The following is an 18,067-nucleotide window of genomic DNA, read 5'->3' as shown; positions in this document are numbered from 1 at the left end:
GCAATTGTTGAATGCGGGTTATCCGCGCAACCGTGCGCCATATACTCGAGCCAGACGTTCCACAAGAGTTTGAATAGCCAGATCGACCGTTTCATCCTGAAGGGTTCCGCCAGTATCTTGCAAGGTCACCCGGAACGCAAGGCTTTTCTCGTGCGCGGCCAGACCACCGGAAGTGTTTGATTTTGGACGGAATTCGTCGAAAAGCGCAACCTTCTGGACAGCCTTGCAAGCCGGCTCGGACTGGGCCTTCTGAAGCTCGTCGAGCAGCGCCTGGACCTCGATTTTCTGATCGACGACCACGGCAATATCACGTCGTACCGGCGGGAATTTTGAAACTTCCGACGGAATCGGCAATACCCGTTGCATTAATGCTTCGGCTTCGATTTCAAACAGAATCGGGGCATGCGGCAAATCATATTTTTGCATCCAGCGCGGATGCAATTCGCCAATCCAGCCCACTGCGCGGCCATTCAATTCGATACGCGCGCTGCGCCCCGGATGCAGCGCCGGATGCTCGGCCTTCACGAAATGCGCGACCGCCGGCGCGACTAGCGCTTCCAGGTCGCCCTTCACGTCGAAGAAGTCGACCGCGCGTCCCGGCGCGCCCCACTGCTCCTCGAGCGCGGGACCATAGGCAAGCGCGCCGATCATCTTCGGCTGCGCGAAGCCTTCGACGGTCAACTCGCCGGCCTTGATCGACGGATCGTGCAGGAACACGCGGCCCGCTTCGAACACGCGCACGCGGTCGGCAGCGCGCCGGTTCAGGTTGGTACGCAACACATGGATCAGGCTGCCGAACAGCGTCGTGCGCATCACCGACAACTGGCTTGCGATCGGATTGATCAGACGCACCGGGTTGCTGTTGCCCGCGAAGTCCTGCTCCCACTCGGTGTCGACGAAGCTGAAGTTCACCGTTTCCGCGTAATCGCGCGCGGCGAGCGCGTGACGGATCGCGTGGATGGAGCGTTGCGTCTCGTTGGTCGCGCGCATTTCGCTGGTCGCGACCGGCGGGCGCGCCGGAATCTTTTCGAAGCCGTAGATACGCGCGACTTCTTCGATCAGGTCTTCTTCGATCTCGATATCGAAGCGGTACGACGGCGGCATCACCGAGAACGTATCGCCGTCGCGCTCGAACGACAGGCCGAGGCGCGTGAAAATCTGCGCGATTTCATCAGCGCCGATCGCGACGCCGATGATGCGGTTCGCGCGCGAGACGCGCATCTTCACGGGCGTGCGCTTGGGCACGTTGACGATCTGATCGTCGACCGGACCCGCCGCGCCGCCGCAGATGTCGAGGATCAACTGCGTGATGCGTTCGATGTGATCGACGGTCGTCGCATAGTCGACGCCGCGCTCGAAGCGATGGCCTGCGTCGGTCGAGAAGTTGTATTTGCGCGAGCGGCCACGAATGCTATCGGGCCACCAGAACGCGGCTTCGAGATAGATGTTGGTGGTGTCGAGCGTGACCGCCGTGCTGTCGCCGCCCATGATGCCCGCGAGGCTTTCGATGTGCTGTTCGTCCGCGATCACGCCGACCGTTTCGTCGAGCTCGACCGTGTTGCCGTTCAGCAGCTTCAGCGTTTCGCCCTTGCGGCCCCAGCGCACGTCCATGCCGCCATGGATCTTGTCGAGATCGAACACGTGCGACGGACGCCCGAGCTCGAGCATCACATAGTTCGAGATGTCGACGAGCGCGGAGATGCTGCGCTGGCCCGAGCGCTCGAGACGTTCGACCATCCAATGCGGCGACTTCGCGCGCGCATTGACGCCGCGGATCACGCGGCCCGAGAAACGGCCGCACAGATCGGGCGCCGAGATTTTCACGGGCAGCGTTTCGGTGAGCGTGACCGGAGCCGGCTTGATTTCGAGCGGGCGCAGCGGCGCGCCGGTGATCGCCGACGTTTCGCGCGCGACACCGAACACCGATAGGCAGTCCGCCTTGTTCGGCGTCAGCTTGATTTCGAAAACGGTGTCATCGAGGTTGAGCGTCTCGCGGATGTCCTGGCCGATCGGCGTATCTTCCGGCAGGATCATCAGACCGCTGTGGTCTTCGGAGAGCTTCAGCTCGCGCGCCGAGCACAACATGCCCTGGCTTTCGACGCCACGCAGCTTCGACAGCTTGATCGCGAACGGCGCGCCGCCCTCTTCGGCCGGCGGCAGTTGCGCGCCGACCAGCGCGACCGGCACCTTGATGCCGGGCGCAACATTCGGCGCGCCGCAGACGATGTTCAGCGTCGCGCCGGTGCCGGCGTTGACCTGACACACGTTGAGCTTGTCCGCATCCGGGTGCTTGACGACTTCCAGCACCTGACCGACGACGATCTTCGAGGTCGGCGGCGCGGCCGGCCGCAGGTCTTCGACTTCGAGACCCGCCATCGTCAACGCGTGCGACAGTTCGTCGGTGGTCAGTTGCGGATCGACAAAAGTTCTGAGCCAGGATTCCGGAAATTGCATGGTTCTGTGTACGTTCTGATCAGGTTAGGTCCACGTCCGGCAGATGCTTCGTAAAGCCCGGTGGTCTTGCGCCGGGTCGGCGAGCTCTGCCGGGGACGCTCGCGGCAGGCACCGGGTGCACTGCCGCGTTCTATGCTTTGTCGCGCTCGCGCGCGCCGGTTCACGCGAATTGACGCAGAAAACGCAGGTCGTTTTCGAAGAACAGGCGCAGATCCTGCACACCGTAGCGCAGCATCGTGAGACGCTCGAGGCCGCTGCCGAAGGCGAAGCCAATGTAGCGCTCCGGGTCGAGACCCATGTTGCGGATCACGGTCGGGTGTACCTGGCCGGAGCCCGAAATTTCGAGCCACTTGCCGGCGTTCTTACCCGTTTCGAACTGCATGTCGATCTCGGCCGACGGTTCGGTGAACGGGAAGTACGACGGACGGAAGCGCACCAGGATGTCGTCACGCTCGAAGAATTTCTTCAGGAAGTCGGTGTAGACGCCCTTCAGGTCCGCGAAGCTGATGTTCTCGTCGATCCACAGGCCTTCAACCTGGTTGAACATCGGCGAATGCGTCGCGTCGCTATCCACGCGATACGTGCGGCCCGGCACGATCACCTTGATCGGCGGCGTGTTGGTGCGCGCGTAGCGCACCTGCATCGGGCTCGTATGGGTGCGCAGCAGCAGCGGGCGGCCATCGGCGTCCTTGCCGTCGACGTAGAAGGTGTCCTGCATCGAACGCGCCGGATGGTTTTCCGGGCTGTTCAGCGAGGTGAAGTTGTACCAGTCGGTTTCGATCTCGGGGCCGTCGGCCACATCGAATCCGATCGTACGGAAAATCTGTTCGACGCGCTCCCAGGTGCGCATCACCGGATGCAGGCTGCCTGCGTCGGCGCCGCGGCCGGGAAGCGTGACGTCGATCGCTTCAGCTGCGAGGCGCTGGTTCAGGAGCGCATCGGCGAGCGCCTGACGACGTGCCGTCAGCGCGGCTTCGACCTGTTGCTTGACGAGGTTGATCCGTGCGCCTTCGGTCTTGCGCGTTTCGGGATCGAGCTTGCCAAGGCCTTTCAACAGTTCGGTCAGCGCACCCGCTTTGCCGAGGAAGCGCGCTTTCTCGTTCTCGAGGGTGGTGACGTCGGAGGCTTCTGCGAAGGCTTCTTGCGCGTCGGTGACAATCTGGTCCAGATCCATTGATCCCATCATTTCAACGTCAGTGTTCTATCGAAACAAAACTGGTTCTACCAACAAAAACGGGGCTCGGTGAGGAGCCCCGTTTTTGTTGCAGCGTCACCGAGACTACCGGATGTTCGCTGCAACGAACCACGCAGTTTTAATTGCCAGAAGCGCAATCAGGCTGCAACGGCGGCTTTCACCTGCTGAACGATCGCAGCAAAAGCAGCCTTGTCGAACACAGCCATGTCGGCCAGCACCTTGCGGTCCAGTTCGATCGACGCCTTCTTCAGGCCGTTGATGAACACGCTGTACGTCATGTCGTGCTGACGCACCGCCGCGTTGATACGCGTGATCCACAGTGCGCGGAACACACGCTTCTTGTTGCGGCGATCGCGGTAGGCGTACTGGCCTGCGCGCATGACCGCCTGCTTGGCGATGCGATAGACGTTATTGCGACGGCCGCGGTAACCCTTGGCCAGCTTGATGATCTTCTTGTGACGGGCCCGTGCGGTAACCCCACGTTTTACTCGAGGCATGTTTCGCTCCTATGAGTGTCGGTTAAGGGTTAAGCGAACGGCAGCATTGCGCGAACGGAGTTCAGATCGGAATCATGAACTGCCGTGGAGCCGCGCAGATGGCGTTTGTTCTTGGTGGACTTCTTGGTAAGAATGTGACGCTTGAAGGCCTGACCGCGCTTGACGGTACCGCCCGGACGCACCACGAAGCGCTTTGCAGCGCTCTTCTTGGTCTTCATCTTCGGCATGACAACTCCATTATTAGATGGACATGGGTGTGCGGTCGGCCAGATCGCCATTTCCCGCCCTTCGAAACCCATTCCACTTGGTATGCAGACCGCCGATACCGCCAGCGGCCGCCTTTCGGGAACCACCGCGCACTTGCACGCGCGCTGTTCCGAAACCTTCCGATACCACGCCGGACAGCCGGCCAGGCACCAAACAAATCTGCGCCACCGGAGCGCGCACCACCTGGTGCGCCGCCGCTCCGGCCAATTCTTCGCGCTTACTTCTTTTTCTTCGGAGCGAGCACCATGATCATCTGGCGCCCTTCCATTTTCGGCATCTGCTCGACCTGACCGACTTCGTCGAGGTCGGTGCGCAGGCGCTCAAGCATGCGCATGCCGATTTCCTGGTGAGCCATTTCGCGGCCCCGGAAACGCAAGGTGATTTTCGTCTTGTCGCCGTCTTCGAGGAAGCGGACGAGGTTGCGCAGCTTGACGTTGTAATCACCGTCGTCGGTACCCGGGCGGAATTTGACTTCCTTGACCTGGATGACCTTCTGCTTGAGCTTGGCCTCGTGTTGCTTCTTCGCTTCCTGGTACTTGAACTTGCCGTAGTCCATCAAGCGGCAAACCGGCGGAACCGCTTGCGGCGCGATTTCCACCAGATCCACGTCCTGCTGTTCCGACATGCGGAACGCATCAGCGAGTTTCACGATGCCGAGCGGTTCGTTCTCGACGCCGACCAGTCGCACCTCGGGTGCCGTAATTTCACCGTTGATGCGGTGCGCAGACTTATCAGTAGCGATGTTACGTTTCCTCTAAAAATTAAAAAAAACGAGCCGGGGTACCAAGTGGTTTACTTGAACGACTGCACGTCCTGGCGCAGACGCTCAATGAAGGCGTCAACAGGCATCACACCCATATCGACACCACCACGGGCACGCACGGCTACCGTTTGCGCTTCACGCTCCTTGTCACCGACCACTAGCAGGTAAGGGACCTTTTCCAGCGTGTGCTCGCGTATTTTATAGCTAATCTTCTCGTTGCGCAAATCGGCCTCGACTCTAACCCCTTGTTTTTGCAACGATTGGGCTAGCGACCGAGCATATTCGGCCTGGCTCTCGGCGATATTCATCACGACGACCTGCATCGGCGCGAGCCACGCGGGCATTGCACCAGCATGGTGCTCGATCAGAATCCCGAGGAAACGTTCCATGGATCCAACGATTGCCCGGTGCAGCATGATCGGGCGACGGCGGCTGTTGTCCTCGGCGACGTACTCGGCGCCCAGACGCTCCGGCAACACCATATCGAGCTGCAACGTACCGCACTGCCACGAGCGGCCGAGCGCGTCCTTGATGTGATATTCCACCTTGGGGCCGTAGAACGCGCCCTCGCCAGGCAACTCTTCCCACGTGACGCCGCAGGCCGTCAACGCCTCGCGCAGCCCCTGCTCCGCGCGATCCCACGTTTCGTCGGTGCCGGCGCGCGCATCCGGGCGCAGCGACAGCTTGATCTCGACGTTATCGAAGCCGAAGTCGCGGTAAACGCTCATCGCGAGCGTGTTGAACGCGATCGATTCGCTGATGAACTGGTCTTCGGTACAGAAAATATGTGCGTCGTCCTGCACGAAGCCGCGCACGCGCATCAGTCCATGCAGCGCGCCCGACGACTCGTTGCGATGGCACGACCCGAACTCCGCGTAACGCAACGGCAGATCGCGATACGAGCGCAGACCGTGGTTGAACACCTGTACGTGACCGGGGCAGTTCATCGGCTTGATCGCATAGTCGCGCTTTTCCGACTCCGTCGTGAACATGTTTTCACGATAGTTCTGCCAGTGACCCGACGCTTCCCACAGGGAGCGGTCCATGATCATCGGCGTCTTGATTTCGAGGTAGCCGGCCTCGTTCACGCGACGGCGCATGTACTGCTCGACCTGCTGCCACAGCGTCCAGCCGCGCGGATGCCAGAACACCATGCCCGGCGACTCGTCCTGCATATGGAACAGATCGAGCTGCTTCCCGAGCTTGCGATGGTCGCGCTTCTCAGCCTCTTCGAGCATGTGCAGATACGCTTCCTGGTCTTCCTTCTTCGTCCAGGCCGTGCCGTAGATGCGCTGCAGCTGTTCGTTCTTCGAGTCACCGCGCCAGTAAGCGCCCGCGACCTTCATCAGCTTGAACACCTTCAGCTTGCCGGTCGACGGGACGTGCGGGCCGCGGCACAGATCAGTGAAACCGCCGTGCGAGTACAGCTTGATTTCGTCGCTGGCGGGGATCGACTCGATGATCTCGGCCTTGTACTTTTCGCCGATGCTCTTGAAGTACTCGACCGCTTCGTCGCGCGACACCACGCGGCGTGAAACCGGCTCGTCCTTCTTCGAGAGCTCCTGCATGCGCTTCTCGATCTTTTCGAGATCTTCCGGCGTAAAGGGACGGTTGTACGAGAAGTCGTAATAGAAGCCGTTGTCGATGACCGGGCCGATCGTAACTTGCGCTTCCGGGTACAGGTCCTTCACCGCGTACGCGAGCAAGTGCGCCGTCGAGTGGCGGATGATATCGAGACCGTCTGCGTCCTTCTCCGTCACGATGGCAAGCGCCACGTCACGATCGATCAGCGTGGACGTGTCGACCAACTCACCGTCGATCTTGCCGCCAAGCGCGGCTTTCGCGAGTCCGGGGCCGATCGAGGCGGCCACTTCGGCGACGGTCACCGGATGCTCGTACTGTCGAACAGAACCGTCAGGCAAACGTATCGAAACCATTGCGTTCTCCGTGATGCCGACCGGCGGCGGCACATACAACCAGGGTCAAAAAGACAAAAAAAATGCGGCCCCGCTTTCGAGGGGCCGCATTCACATTTTATGCAAACTTCACTGGCGAAAGTGGTCCTCGACTAGCGTCGCTCCGAAGTGGTTTCGGTCAACGTTCGCGGTGTCATAACCGTATTCGCCTTTTCGCGCTCAACGCGCTTACTGCAGTTTGCGAAACCCCGGCGAGACCGGAATTTCATTTTCGTTGGTAGGCTCGATTGGACTCGAACCAACGACCCCCACCATGTCAAGGTGGTGCTCTAACCAGCTGAGCTACGAGCCTGAAGAAACGAGAGTATATGGGGTATGGAGTGGCTTGGCAAGCACTTTTATGCAGCGGCTTTAATTTTCAATCGGGCCACTGCCGGGCTTATTCCCAATCAGTCGCACCTCAGTTCTTGCGCGTCGCCCGCACCACCCCCGTGACCTCGCCAAGCAGCGTGCAGGCGCGCTGAATCTGCGCGGAGTTCGACACCTCGACGGTAAATTGCATGAACGCGGCATTGCGGCGGGATTGCGTCTTCACGCCAATCACGTTCATCTTTTCCCGTGCAAACACTTCGGAGATATCGCGCAGCAAACCCTGCCGGTCCGTCGCCTCGATGCTGAGGTCGACCGGATAGACGGACTGGCCGCGGCCACCCATCACGTCAGCAGACCACGCAGTCTGCAGCACACGCTCGGGCGCACGCTCGGCCATCCGTCGGAACGTCGCGCAGTCGCTGCGGTGGACCGACATGCCCTTGCCACGCGTGACGAAGCCGCAGATGTCGTCCGGCGGCGCCGGCCGGCAACAGCGCGCGAGTTGCGTGAGCAAGGCATCGACGCCGACCACCAGCACCCCGGTAGACGCACCGCGCGCGACGCTCGCGCCGCTGCTGCGCTTCTCGAACCTCTCCGGCGCATCGACCACGGGCTCGGGCGGCGGCGCATCCTGCAGCGCCTGCTCGACGAGCCGCAGACTGAACTCCTCCTTGCCGACGACGGAGAACAGATCGTCGGTGGTCTTGAAGCCGAGTCGCGTGGCCAGTTGATCGAGATTGACCGAGGTCTTGCCTTCGCGCTGCAGGGTTTTTTCGACCATCGCGCGACCGTTCGCGATGTGCTCCTGCAACTCGACCGCGTTGAACCACGCGCGCACCTTCTGCCGGGCGCGCGAGCTTTGCAGATAGCCGAGTTGCGGATTGAGCCAGTCGCGCGACGGACCGCCCTCCTTCACCGTCACGATCTCGACCGTCTGGCCGTTCTGCAGCGGCGTGTTGAGCGGCACCATCGCACCGTCGACGCGCGCGCCGCGGCAACGATGCCCAAGCTCGCTGTGCAGGTGATACGCGAAGTCGATCGGCGTCGCGCCATGCGGCAACGGAATCACGCGCGCCTGCGGCGTCAGCACGTAGATGTGATCGTCGTCGAGGGTAGCCTGGCGCAGTTGCTCCCACGGCTGCGCCGCGCTCGCTTCGCCATGCTCGCCCTCGGACACTTCATCCTTCCATGCGAGCAGCTGCCGCAGCCAGGCGATCTTCTCGTCGTATTTCTCGTTCGCAGCGAACGTACCGCCGTAGCCGCGCGCGCCCGCTTCCTTGTAGCGCCAGTGCGCGGCCACGCCGTACTCGGCGAACCGATGCATCTCCTGGGTGCGGATCTGCACTTCGAACGCACGGCCGTCGTCGCCGATCACGACCGTATGCAGCGACTTATAGCCGTTCGGCTTCGGCCGCGAGATGTAATCGTCGAACTCCTTCGGCACCGGCTGCCACAGGTTGTGCACGATGCCGAGCACGGTGTAGCAGTCCTTGATGTCCGGCACGATCACGCGAAACGCACGCACGTCGTACAGCTCGGCGAAGTCGAGCTCCTTGCCGCGCATCTTGCGCCAGATGCTGTAGATATGCTTCGGCCGCCCGCTCACTTCCGCGCGGATCTGCGCGGCGGCGAGTTCCTGTTGCAGGCGCTCGATCGCCTGCGCGACATAGCTCTCGCGCTCGACGCGCTTCTCGTCGAGCAGCTTCGCGATGCGCTTGTAGGTATCCGGTTCCTCGAAGCGGAACGCGAGATCCTCGAGTTCCCACTTCAGTTGCCAGATGCCGAGGCGGTTGGCGAGCGGCGCGTAGATATCGAGCGTTTCGCGCGCGACGTCGGGCGATGGCGTGATCTTCGCCGCCGCGTAGTAGCGCAGCGTCTGCAACCGCGAGGCGAGGCGGATCAGCACGACGCGAATGTCCTGCGCGAACGCGAGCAGCATCTTGCGCAGCGCCTCGACCTGCGCGCGGCGCGCGGCCTGCGCGTCGCGGCCTGCTTCGGGCATCGCGTTTTGCGCCGCGCGCAGGCTGACCGTGCCGAGGCGCAGCAACTTGCGCACGTCGCAGACCAGTTGCGCGACCTCTTCGCCGAAGTTGTCGGCGATTACGCGCTCCGGGTCGCGCAGATGCGGCGTCAGCGCAAACAGCGCCGCGGCCAGCACCGCCGGCGGGTCGACGTTGAGCTTGCGCATGATCGACGCGGTGCCCGCCGCGTGATCCGCGAGCGATTCGCCCGATGAGAGCCGCACCTCGCCCGCATGCTCGCGCACGAACGCCATCGCTTCGTCGAAGGAAGGATGGGGATGAGGTGCGTTCGGAACGGTTTCGGTGTTCATGGTGCGACGGCCCACCGGGCCAGACGATTCAACGGGAATTCAACTACGGTGCCGCCTGAAGGCCCCGACTCGGGGCCGCGACTCAGCTGCGCTGCGCCGCGATCACGACGATTTCGACGAGGCATTTCGGATTCGCGAGCTTCGCTTCGACGGTCGCGCGCGGCGGCGTGTCGCCCTGGGCGACCCACGCGTCCCACTCGGCGTTCATGCCGGCGAAATGCGCCATGTCCGAGATGTAGATCTGCACCGACAGCAGCAGCGACTTGTCGCTGTTCGCTTCCGCGAGCAGACGATCGATGTGCCCGAGCACTTCGCGCGTCTGACCGGTGATGTCCTGATCGTCGTCCTCGGCGATCTGACCCGCGAGATACACGGTGCCGTTGTGCACGGCCATTTCCGAAAGACGCTTGCCGACGTGGTAACGAATGACTGCCATGAAAAATCCTGAGCTGAAGGGTTGATCGAAACACATCCCGCACGACACGGCCGATGGCGATGTCGTGCGCAACTCAATATTATGACGCGTTCGCGGCCGGCCCGATGAAGAACTCCCTCGCGAGCGCGATCTGGTCTGGCGCCAGAAACGCCGGCGCATGCCCGACGCCCGCGATTTCCACGCTCGATACCGCACGTCCCGCGGACACCATCTTCGCCACCGTTTCACGCGACAGCAAATCCGACTGCTCGCCGCGCACCACCAGCACCGGCCTCTGGAACGACGCGAGCGAATGCCACAGTGCCGCCTCGCCGAGCTTCGCCGCCTCCTCGGTGACCGCCGCGAATGGCTGCGCGATGCGCGGGTCGTAGCGCAGCACCCACGCGCCGCCGTCCTCGCGCAGCAACGGCGTATTGATTTCGCGCCACTCGTCCGGCGTCAGCGGACCGAAGCTCTGCGCGAGTTGCGCGGCGTAGTCGACACCTTGCTGCAGCGTGTCGAAGCGCGCGGGCTTGCCGAGGTAGTCGCCGATGCGTTTGACAGCGACCGGTTCCAGATGCGGCCCGACGTCGTTCAACAGCAGCTTGCGAATCGGCGTGTCGGGCAGGCCGGCGAGCCCCATGCCGATCAAACCGCCCATCGACGTGCCGAACCAGTCGACCGTGTCGACATCGAGCCGGGCGATCAGCGTAACCATATCGGCGACGTACTGCGGCACCGCATATAAGTTGGGGTTCGCGAGCCACGACGACAAGCCCCGGCCGACCACGTCCGGGCAGACCACCCGATAGCTATCGGCGAAGTCGGCGGCGAGGCGATCGAAATCGCGCCCCGATCGCGTGAGACCATGCACGCACACCAGCACCCGTGGATTGTCCGGGTCACCCCATTCGGTATAGGCGACGCGATGCAGGCCCGCGGCGCTCGCGCACTGCACGTAACGTTGACGCGGCGCGGGCCGCCCGGCGGTGGAAGCGGAAGTCGTTGCGCTCATCTGGGGGTCCTTGCAAAGGTGCTGCGGATTGGGCTCGAACGATTGTAAACCGCTTCCTCGCGTGACAAGCATCGGCCAGAAGACTTAGGGAGGTCGATCCAGCCGTCGCGCGCCTGCGGCGACGCGCGCAAAAAACAGAACGGGCGAGACTCACGTCTCGCCCGTCCAAACCACACCGTTGCCGCCGCGCGGTCGCACCGCGCAGCGCAGCGTTTCAACCCGCGTCAGCTCACCGCGCTCACATCGAGCGGCGCGCCGGTCTTCGCCTGGATCTCCTCGGCGCTCACGCCCGGCGCGAGCTCCGTCACCTTCAGGCCGTTTTGCGTCACTTCGATCACGCCGAGATCGGTGATGATCTCGTCGACCACGCCCACGCCCGTCAGCGGCAGCGTGCATTCTTCGAGGATCTTGTGCTGGTCGCCCTTCGCCACGTGCTCCATCAGCACGACCACGCGCTTGACGCCCGCCACCAGGTCCATGGCGCCGCCCATGCCCTTGATCATCTTGCCGGGGATCATCCAGTTCGCCAGGTCGCCGCTCTTACTGATCTGCATCGCGCCGAGAATCGCGAGGTTGATGTGGCCGCCGCGAATCATCGCGAACGAATCCGCCGACGAGAAAATCGACGAGCCCGGCAGCGTCGTCACCGTCTGCTTGCCGGCGTTGATCAGGTCGGCGTCGACTTCGTCTTCGGTCGGCGACGGGCCGATGCCGAGCAAGCCGTTCTCCGACTGCAGCCACACTTCGACGCCCGCCGGCACGTGGTTGGCGACCAGCGTGGGCAGCCCGATGCCGAGGTTCACGTAAAAACCGTCTTGCAGTTCCTTCGCCGCGCGCGCGGCCATTTCATCACGAGTCCATGCCATGATCAGTCTCCTTTCGCGCGGACGATGCGTTGTTCGATGCGTTTTTCCGGATGCGCATTCAGCACGATGCGTTGCACGAAGATGCCGGGCGTGTGGATCGCGTCCGGATCGAGCTCGCCCACTTCGACGATCTCTTCGACTTCCGCGACGGTGATGCGGCCCGCCATCGCGCACATCGGATTGAAGTTGCGCGCGGTGCGGCGATAGATCAGGTTGCCGGACTTGTCGGCCTTCCATGCCTTGACGAGCGCGACGTCGGCGGTCAGCGAATGTTCGAGCACGTAGTGCCTGTCGCCGAACTGGCGGGTTTCCTTGCCCTCGGCGATCTGCGTGCCGTAGCCGGTGTTGGTGAAAAACGCGGGGATGCCCGAGCCGCCCGCGCGCAGCTTTTCGGCAAGCGTGCCCTGCGGCGTGAATTCGAGCTCGAGTTCGCCGGCCAGGTACTGGCGCTCGAACTCCTTATTCTCACCGACGTACGACGAGATCATCTTCTTGATCTGGCGCGTCTCGAGCAGCAACCCAAGGCCGAAACCGTCGACGCCCGCGTTGTTGCTGATACAGGTGATGCCCTGCACCTTCGAATCGCGCAGCGCCGCGATCAGCGCCTCAGGAATGCCGCACAGCCCGAAGCCGCCGACGGCAAACGTCTGCCCGTCCTTGACGATGTCCTTCAGCGCCTCGGCGGCGCCTGGATAGACCTTGTTCATGTGTTTGTCCCTTCCTTTATGGAAACCCGAGACCTGTACGCAGGCCGCCGGATCATTACAGCTGATACCGCAACTGGCGAACTTCACGTCGCTTCGCGATACCGCTACGTCATTCTAGTCATCCGCAGCATGCGCCGCGTTGTCATCTCCCGAAAGAGTACGCTGGGCCCGCCATACGGCACAATACGCAAAACTACATAAGTACTTCCCACCCACCCATGTCCGCCCTGGATTACCGCACCGCCTTTTACCTCGCACCGATCGGACTCGTGCTGTCGCGCGACCGGACCATCGAAGACTGCAACGACCAGCTCGCGTCGATCTTCGGCTACGCGCGCGAGGCGCTGATCGGCCAGTCGTTCCAGGTGCTGTATCCGTCGGCGGACGAGTTCGAGCGGATCGGCGCGCGCATTCCGCCGATCATGACCGCGCACGGCAGCTACGCCGACGACCGCATCATGAAGCGCGCGAATGGCGAGCTGTTCTGGTGTCACGTGACGGGCCGCGCGCAGCTGCGCACCGACCCGCACGCGGCGGGCGTCTGGACCTTCGAGGATCTGAGCGCGACCCGGCGCGTCGCGGTGGAACTCACGCCGCGCGAGCGTGAAATCGCCGCGCAACTGGTGACCGGCAAGACCAGCAAGCAGATCGGCCGCGTGCTCGACATCAGCCCGCGCACGGTCGACGTGTACCGCGCGCGGCTCATGCGCAAATACGACACGGGCAATGCGACCGAGCTGTTGCAGCGACTGCTCGGGGATTGAGAAAGGGAGGTTGAAGCGCGCGGCCGCGGGGTCAGGCCTCCTTCACGAGCGCCGCGCCCTCGATGGCCGCGCGCAGCACATCGGGTACCGGCACCGACTTGCCCGCGGCGTAGTCGATCCACACGCATCGCGCCGCCCCGCGCGCATAGAGGGTGTCGGGCTCATCGGCGCGCAGCAGTTCGAAAGCCGTATCGAAGCTGCTGCGCCCCGGCGTCGCCACCGACATCCGGCCGATCACGTCGCCCGGATAGTGCAGTTGCTTCAGAAACTCCATCGACGCATTCACGATCACCGGCCCCTGCCCGTCCGCGCGCTCGCCGAGAAAGTCCATATGCTCGAACCACGAAATCCGCACCTGCTCCATATAGCGGAAATAGACCGTATTGTTCACATGACCGAATGCGTCCATGTCGCCCCAGCGGATCGGCATTCTCATTTCGAAAACTGCGTGAAAATCGTTCATTCTGTACTTCCGTTGTTCCTTTGCTGACTGATATGTGAAACGTTTGACTGCCTGCTCACGCGAGCCCGAAACCGTCGTCGGCGACGATCACCGAGCCGTTGATGAACTGCGATTCGTCGGCCGCGAGCAGCAGCAGGAGCCCATCGAGATCCTCCGGTTTGCCGACGCGATGACGCGGCAGCATCGCCACGAGCTTCTGCCCCTGGTCGGTCGACCAGTGGTGATGGTTGATCTCAGTGTCGATATAGCCCGGGCAGATCGCGTTGACATTGATGCCGTGCTTGCCCCATTCGAGCGCCATCGCCTTCGTCATGTGGACGACCGCGGCCTTGCTCATCGAATACAGGCCGATTTGCGGCAGCACGCGCAAGCCCGCCATCGACGCGATGTTGATGATCCGGTACGACGGCTTCTGCGTGCTGCTACCGCGCATGATCATGCGCTTGGCGACTTCCTGCGCGACGAAAAACGCGCCGCGCGTGTTCGTGTCGAACACATATTCGAAGTCCGCCGGCGTGACCTCGGAGAGCTTCTGCGTCGTCGACACGCCCGAGTTGTTGACGAGGATGTCGATCGTGCCGGCTTCCGTCTCCGCGTGCGCGACCGCCGATTTGATGCTCTGGTAATCGGTCACGTCGAGCGACACGACGTGCGCGGCGCCGCCAGAGGCCTCGATTTCCGCGCGCAGCTCCTTGAGCCGCTCCGTACGTCGGCTCGCCAGCACGACCTTCGCGCCCGCCTGCGACAGCACCTGCGCGAAGCGCTTGCCCAACCCGCTCGAGGCGCCCGTAATCAGCGCGACCTTGCCTTCCAGATTGATCGAACGGCCCATTGTCTTTCCTTCTTCGGTTGTAATGACAACTGCGGTTGACGGGTTCGGTAGGACCGCGACTAAGGGTCTATACCGTATCATGAAATAGTACGGTCGTGCTAATCTATGGCCTTTGGGTTGCGGGGCGGGGATCGATCGCCCACAATACGAACCCGAAAAAAGTATTCTAACGGTAAGAGGAGCAGCATCAATGACCCCCGCAAGTCTCATCGAGCAGTACGGCCCGCGCGAGTCGATGGAGTACGACGTCGTGATCGTCGGCGGCGGCCCTGCGGGCCTGTCGGCGGCGATTCGCCTGAAGCAGCGCGCGGCGGAAAAAGGCGTCGAGCTTGGCGTGTGCGTACTCGAAAAAGGCTCGGAGATTGGGGCGCATATCCTGTCGGGCGCGGTGATGGACCCCCGCGCGCTGACCGAGCTGATCCCGGACTGGAAGGAAAAAGGCGCGCCGCTGACGGTCGACGTCACCGAAGACCGCTTCCTGTTCCTGACCGAAACCGGCTCGAAGAGCGTGCCGACCTGGGCGTTACCGGACAATTTCAAGAATCACGGCAACTACGTGATCAGCCTCGCGAACGTGACGCGCTGGCTGGGTCAGCAGGCCGAGGCGCTCGGCGTCGAGATTTTCCCGGGCTTTCCGGCAGCCGAAGTGCTCTACCACGACGACGGCTCGGTCAAGGGCGTCGCGACCGGCAACCTCGGCATCGGCAAGGACGGCGAGCCGACCGAGAACTTCCAGCTCGGCATGGAACTGCACGCGAAGTACACGCTGTTCTGCGAAGGCGCGCGCGGGCATCTCGGCCGTCAGTTGAACGAGCGGTTCAAGCTGCGTGACGGCGTCGATCCGCAGATCTACGGCCTTGGCATCAAGGAGCTGTGGGAGATCGATCCGGCGAAGCACAAACCGGGTCTGGTCATGCACACGGCCGGCTGGCCGCTCGAAAACGACACGTACGGCGGCTCGTTCCTGTATCACATGGACAACAACCAGGTGGTGGTGGGCTTCGTGGTCGGCCTCGGCTATTCGAATCCGTATCTGTCGCCGTTCGAGGAGTTCCAGCGCTACAAGACCCATCCGGCGATCCGCACGATTCTCGAAGGCGGCAAGCGCGTGTCGTACGGCGCGCGCGCGATCACCGCCGGCGGCCTGCTGTCGCTACCGAAGCTGGTGTTCCCGGGCGGCGCGCTGGTGGGTGACGACGCGGGCTTCCTGAATGCGTCGCGCATCAAGGGTTCGCACGCCGCGATCAAGACCGGCATGCTCGCGGCCGACGCCGCGTTCGACGCCGTGCAGGCCGGTCGTCAGGCGGACGAACTGATTGCGTACCCGGAAGCGTTCAAAACCTCGTGGCTGTACACCGAGCTGTATCGCGCGCGTAACTTCAAGCAGTGGATGAGCAAGGGTCTCTACCTCGGCACGCTGATGGTCGGTCTCGAGCAGAAGCTGCTCGGCGGCAATGTGCCGTGGACGCTGCATCACCAGCATTCCGATCACGAGATGCTGAAGCCGGCTTCGCAGTGCAAGCCGATCACGTATCCGAAGCCGGACGGCAAGCTGACGTTCGATCGGCTTTCTTCGGTGTTCATCTCGAACACGAATCACGAGGAAAATCAGCCGGCGCACCTGACGCTGAAAGATCCGACCGTGCCGGTCAACGTGAACTGGCAGACCTATGCGGGACCGGAGTCGCGTTATTGCCCGGCAGGCGTGTACGAGTTCGTGAAGAACGACGAAGGCAACGAGCGGCTCGTCATCAACGCGCAGAACTGCGTGCACTGCAAGACTTGCGATATCAAGGACCCGACGCAGAACATCGTGTGGGTCACGCCGGAAGGCGGTGGCGGCCCGAACTATCCGAATATGTAATGGATGTGCTGTTTGCCTTCGCGGCGCTGTGCGGAAACCGGCAGCGGCGTGAAGGCAAATTTCGATAGCGCGTTCGCGCTGTCATCCGCGCGCTGGCTTGCGCGCTTCATTCGCCCCTTCCCTATTCCCTTTTATGGCGGCTCGTTCGCCGTCAATAGCAGGACCGAGTCGGCGTTAGGGCGCACTCGCCGCGATCTTCGGCGTGCTGACGGCCACGTCGCCGCATTGCGCGCGATGGCGCAGCGCGTGATCGATCAGCACGAGCGCGAGCATCGACTCGGCGATCGGCGTCGCGCGAATGCCGACGCACGGGTCGTGCCGCCCGAAGGTTTCGACGACGACCGGCTGCCCGGCCTTGTCGATCGAACGGCGCGGCGTGCGAATGCTCGAGGTCGGCTTGATCGCGATCGACACCGTGATGTCCTGCCCCGTCGAAATACCCCCGAGCACGCCGCCCGCGTGATTACCGACGAAGCCCTCCGGCGTCAGCTCGTCGCCATGCACCGAGCCGCGTTGCGCCACGCTCGCGAAACCCGCGCCGATCTCGACGCCCTTCACCGCGTTGATGCCCATCATGGCGTGCGCGATGTCGGCGTCGAGGCGGTCGAACAGCGGCTCGCCGAGGCCGACCGGCACACCGGAGGCGACCACGTTGATGCGCGCGCCGATCGAATCGCCGTCCTTGCGCAGCGCGTCCATATACGCTTCGAGCTGCGGCACGATTTCGGCGTTCGGCACGAAGAACGGGTTTTCGCGCACCTGCGCCCAGTCGACGAAGGGCACGTCGATCTCGCCGAGCGCGGCCATATAGCCGCGAATTTCGGTGCCGAACTTCTCGCGCAGCCACTTCTTCGCGACCGCGCCCGCCGCGACGGTCGGCGCCGTCAGCCGCGCGGACGACCGTCCACCGCCGCGGTAATCGCGAATGCCGTACTTGTGCCAGTAGGTGTAGTCGGCGTGCCCGGGGCGGAACGTCTCGGCGATGTTGCCGTAGTCCTTGCTGCGCTGATCGGTATTGCGGATCAGCAGCGCGATCGGCGCGCCGGTGGTCTGACCTTCGAACACGCCCGACAGGATCTCGACCTTGTCCTCTTCCTGGCGCTGCGTCACATGGCGCGACGTGCCCGGCTTGCGGCGATCGAGTTCGAACTGGATATCGGCTTCGCTGAGCGCCATGCCCGGCGGGCAGCCGTCGATCACGCAGCCGATAGCGGGGCCATGCGATTCGCCGAAGGTCGTGACAGTGAAAAGCGTACCGAGCGTATTGCCGGACATGGGCGTCGTCCAAAGAAATGCGGGGAGAACGCTATTATGCCAGCCCGCTCGCATCGAAGACGGGCGTGGC

16 protein-coding genes and 1 tRNA gene are annotated in these 18,067 nt (G+C 62.9%); 2 read left to right on the top strand and 15 right to left on the bottom strand.

Features of this window, described 5'->3' with window-relative positions; translation table 11 throughout:
- Window positions 1-18 precede the first annotated feature (18 nt).
- From pheT to CI15_RS17135, 12 genes are all read right to left on the bottom strand, one after another.
- Window positions 19-2,454 carry a phenylalanine--tRNA ligase subunit beta gene (pheT, locus tag CI15_RS17190; protein ID WP_062129519.1) on the bottom strand — a complete coding sequence of 812 codons (2,436 nt, stop codon included), beginning with the start codon at window positions 2,452-2,454 and terminating at the stop codon, window positions 19-21.
- Between the two features lie 160 nt (window positions 2,455-2,614).
- The gene (pheS, locus tag CI15_RS17185; protein ID WP_062129518.1) at window positions 2,615-3,628 is read right to left on the bottom strand and encodes a phenylalanine--tRNA ligase subunit alpha; all 1,014 of its coding nucleotides are present in this window, start codon (window positions 3,626-3,628) and stop codon (window positions 2,615-2,617) included.
- Window positions 3,629-3,786: 158 nt separating this feature from the next.
- Window positions 3,787-4,146 (bottom strand): 50S ribosomal protein L20, encoded by a 360-nt coding sequence (rplT, locus tag CI15_RS17180; protein WP_006052502.1) that lies wholly within the window; start codon window positions 4,144-4,146, stop codon window positions 3,787-3,789.
- 29 nt (window positions 4,147-4,175) lie between these two features.
- A complete protein-coding gene (gene rpmI, locus CI15_RS17175) occupies window positions 4,176-4,373 on the bottom strand; it encodes a 50S ribosomal protein L35 (protein WP_027198217.1) in 198 nt (65 codons plus the stop codon).
- A 257-nt stretch (window positions 4,374-4,630) separates the two neighbouring features.
- On the bottom strand, window positions 4,631-5,155 hold the full coding sequence (gene infC, locus CI15_RS17170; RefSeq protein WP_075643713.1) for a translation initiation factor IF-3: 525 nt from the start codon (window positions 5,153-5,155) through the stop codon (window positions 4,631-4,633).
- 50 nt (window positions 5,156-5,205) lie between these two features.
- Window positions 5,206-7,113: a threonine--tRNA ligase gene (gene thrS / locus CI15_RS17165; protein ID WP_062129517.1), complete on the bottom strand. Its 1,908-nt coding sequence runs from the start codon at window positions 7,111-7,113 to the stop codon at window positions 5,206-5,208.
- Window positions 7,114-7,367: 254 nt separating this feature from the next.
- Window positions 7,368-7,444: transfer RNA gene (locus tag CI15_RS17160), tRNA-Val, on the bottom strand.
- Between the two features lie 108 nt (window positions 7,445-7,552).
- Window positions 7,553-9,796, bottom strand: coding sequence for a RelA/SpoT family protein (locus CI15_RS17155; protein WP_062129516.1), 2,244 nt, complete (start codon window positions 9,794-9,796; stop codon window positions 7,553-7,555).
- Between the two features lie 82 nt (window positions 9,797-9,878).
- Window positions 9,879-10,232: a RidA family protein gene (locus CI15_RS17150; protein WP_062129515.1), complete on the bottom strand. Its 354-nt coding sequence runs from the start codon at window positions 10,230-10,232 to the stop codon at window positions 9,879-9,881.
- Between the two features lie 79 nt (window positions 10,233-10,311).
- A complete protein-coding gene (locus CI15_RS17145) occupies window positions 10,312-11,226 on the bottom strand; it encodes an alpha/beta fold hydrolase (RefSeq protein ID WP_062129514.1) in 915 nt (304 codons plus the stop codon).
- A 224-nt stretch (window positions 11,227-11,450) separates the two neighbouring features.
- Window positions 11,451-12,092, bottom strand: a complete 642-nt coding sequence (locus CI15_RS17140; RefSeq protein ID WP_062129513.1) for a CoA transferase subunit B — start codon at window positions 12,090-12,092, stop codon at window positions 11,451-11,453.
- 2 nt (window positions 12,093-12,094) lie between these two features.
- The gene (locus CI15_RS17135) at window positions 12,095-12,799 is read right to left on the bottom strand and encodes a CoA transferase subunit A (protein WP_062129512.1); all 705 of its coding nucleotides are present in this window, start codon (window positions 12,797-12,799) and stop codon (window positions 12,095-12,097) included.
- A 218-nt stretch (window positions 12,800-13,017) separates the two neighbouring features.
- Here CI15_RS17135 and CI15_RS17130 point away from each other — a divergent pair, with 218 nt between their 5' ends.
- Window positions 13,018-13,563 carry a LuxR C-terminal-related transcriptional regulator gene (locus tag CI15_RS17130; RefSeq protein WP_062129511.1) on the top strand — a complete coding sequence of 182 codons (546 nt, stop codon included), beginning with the start codon at window positions 13,018-13,020 and terminating at the stop codon, window positions 13,561-13,563.
- Between the two features lie 31 nt (window positions 13,564-13,594).
- Here the strand turns inward: CI15_RS17130 and CI15_RS17125 are convergent, their stop codons facing one another.
- Together CI15_RS17125 and CI15_RS17120 are read right to left on the bottom strand one after the other, a co-directional pair.
- Entirely contained in the window at window positions 13,595-14,026 is a 432-nt protein-coding gene (locus tag CI15_RS17125; RefSeq protein ID WP_062129510.1) for an acyl-CoA thioesterase, read from the bottom strand.
- A 55-nt stretch (window positions 14,027-14,081) separates the two neighbouring features.
- Complete coding sequence (locus CI15_RS17120) at window positions 14,082-14,858, bottom strand: SDR family oxidoreductase (protein ID WP_062129509.1); 777 nt, start codon at window positions 14,856-14,858, stop codon at window positions 14,082-14,084.
- A 190-nt stretch (window positions 14,859-15,048) separates the two neighbouring features.
- Between CI15_RS17120 and CI15_RS17115 the strand changes: the two genes are divergently transcribed.
- On the top strand, window positions 15,049-16,722 hold the full coding sequence (locus CI15_RS17115) for an electron transfer flavoprotein-ubiquinone oxidoreductase (protein WP_062129508.1): 1,674 nt from the start codon (window positions 15,049-15,051) through the stop codon (window positions 16,720-16,722).
- Window positions 16,723-16,896: 174 nt separating this feature from the next.
- Here CI15_RS17115 and aroC read toward each other — a convergent pair whose 3' ends face one another.
- Window positions 16,897-17,997: a chorismate synthase gene (gene aroC, locus CI15_RS17110; protein WP_062129507.1), complete on the bottom strand. Its 1,101-nt coding sequence runs from the start codon at window positions 17,995-17,997 to the stop codon at window positions 16,897-16,899.
- Window positions 17,998-18,067 lie beyond the last annotated feature (70 nt).

Origin of the sequence: Paraburkholderia monticola (assembly GCF_001580545.1) — a bacterium.
Classification (GTDB): Bacteria; Pseudomonadota; Gammaproteobacteria; order Burkholderiales; family Burkholderiaceae; genus Paraburkholderia; species Paraburkholderia monticola.
Note: the sequence above shows the minus strand (reverse complement) of the source record. Positions and strands in the feature narration are given on the sequence as shown.

Bases quoted from the DNA above. Each gene is read 5' to 3' on its own strand.
- pheT (WP_062129519.1), bottom strand. From the start codon at position 2,454: ATGCAATTTCCGGAATCCTGGCTCAGAACTTTTGTCGATCCGCAACTG.
- pheS (WP_062129518.1), bottom strand. From the start codon at position 3,628: ATGGATCTGGACCAGATTGTCACCGACGCGCAAGAAGCCTTCGCAGAA.
- rplT (WP_006052502.1), bottom strand. From the start codon at position 4,146: ATGCCTCGAGTAAAACGTGGGGTTACCGCACGGGCCCGTCACAAGAAG.
- rpmI (WP_027198217.1), bottom strand. From the start codon at position 4,373: ATGCCGAAGATGAAGACCAAGAAGAGCGCTGCAAAGCGCTTCGTGGTG.
- thrS (WP_062129517.1), bottom strand. From the start codon at position 7,113: ATGGTTTCGATACGTTTGCCTGACGGTTCTGTTCGACAGTACGAGCAT.
- CI15_RS17155 (WP_062129516.1), bottom strand. From the start codon at position 9,796: ATGAACACCGAAACCGTTCCGAACGCACCTCATCCCCATCCTTCCTTC.
- CI15_RS17150 (WP_062129515.1), bottom strand. From the start codon at position 10,232: ATGGCAGTCATTCGTTACCACGTCGGCAAGCGTCTTTCGGAAATGGCC.
- CI15_RS17145 (WP_062129514.1), bottom strand. From the start codon at position 11,226: ATGAGCGCAACGACTTCCGCTTCCACCGCCGGGCGGCCCGCGCCGCGT.
- CI15_RS17140 (WP_062129513.1), bottom strand. From the start codon at position 12,092: ATGGCATGGACTCGTGATGAAATGGCCGCGCGCGCGGCGAAGGAACTG.
- CI15_RS17135 (WP_062129512.1), bottom strand. From the start codon at position 12,799: ATGAACAAGGTCTATCCAGGCGCCGCCGAGGCGCTGAAGGACATCGTC.
- CI15_RS17130 (WP_062129511.1), top strand. From the start codon at position 13,018: ATGTCCGCCCTGGATTACCGCACCGCCTTTTACCTCGCACCGATCGGA.
- CI15_RS17125 (WP_062129510.1), bottom strand. From the start codon at position 14,026: ATGAACGATTTTCACGCAGTTTTCGAAATGAGAATGCCGATCCGCTGG.
- CI15_RS17120 (WP_062129509.1), bottom strand. From the start codon at position 14,858: ATGGGCCGTTCGATCAATCTGGAAGGCAAGGTCGCGCTGATTACGGGC.
- CI15_RS17115 (WP_062129508.1), top strand. From the start codon at position 15,049: ATGACCCCCGCAAGTCTCATCGAGCAGTACGGCCCGCGCGAGTCGATG.
- aroC (WP_062129507.1), bottom strand. From the start codon at position 17,997: ATGTCCGGCAATACGCTCGGTACGCTTTTCACTGTCACGACCTTCGGC.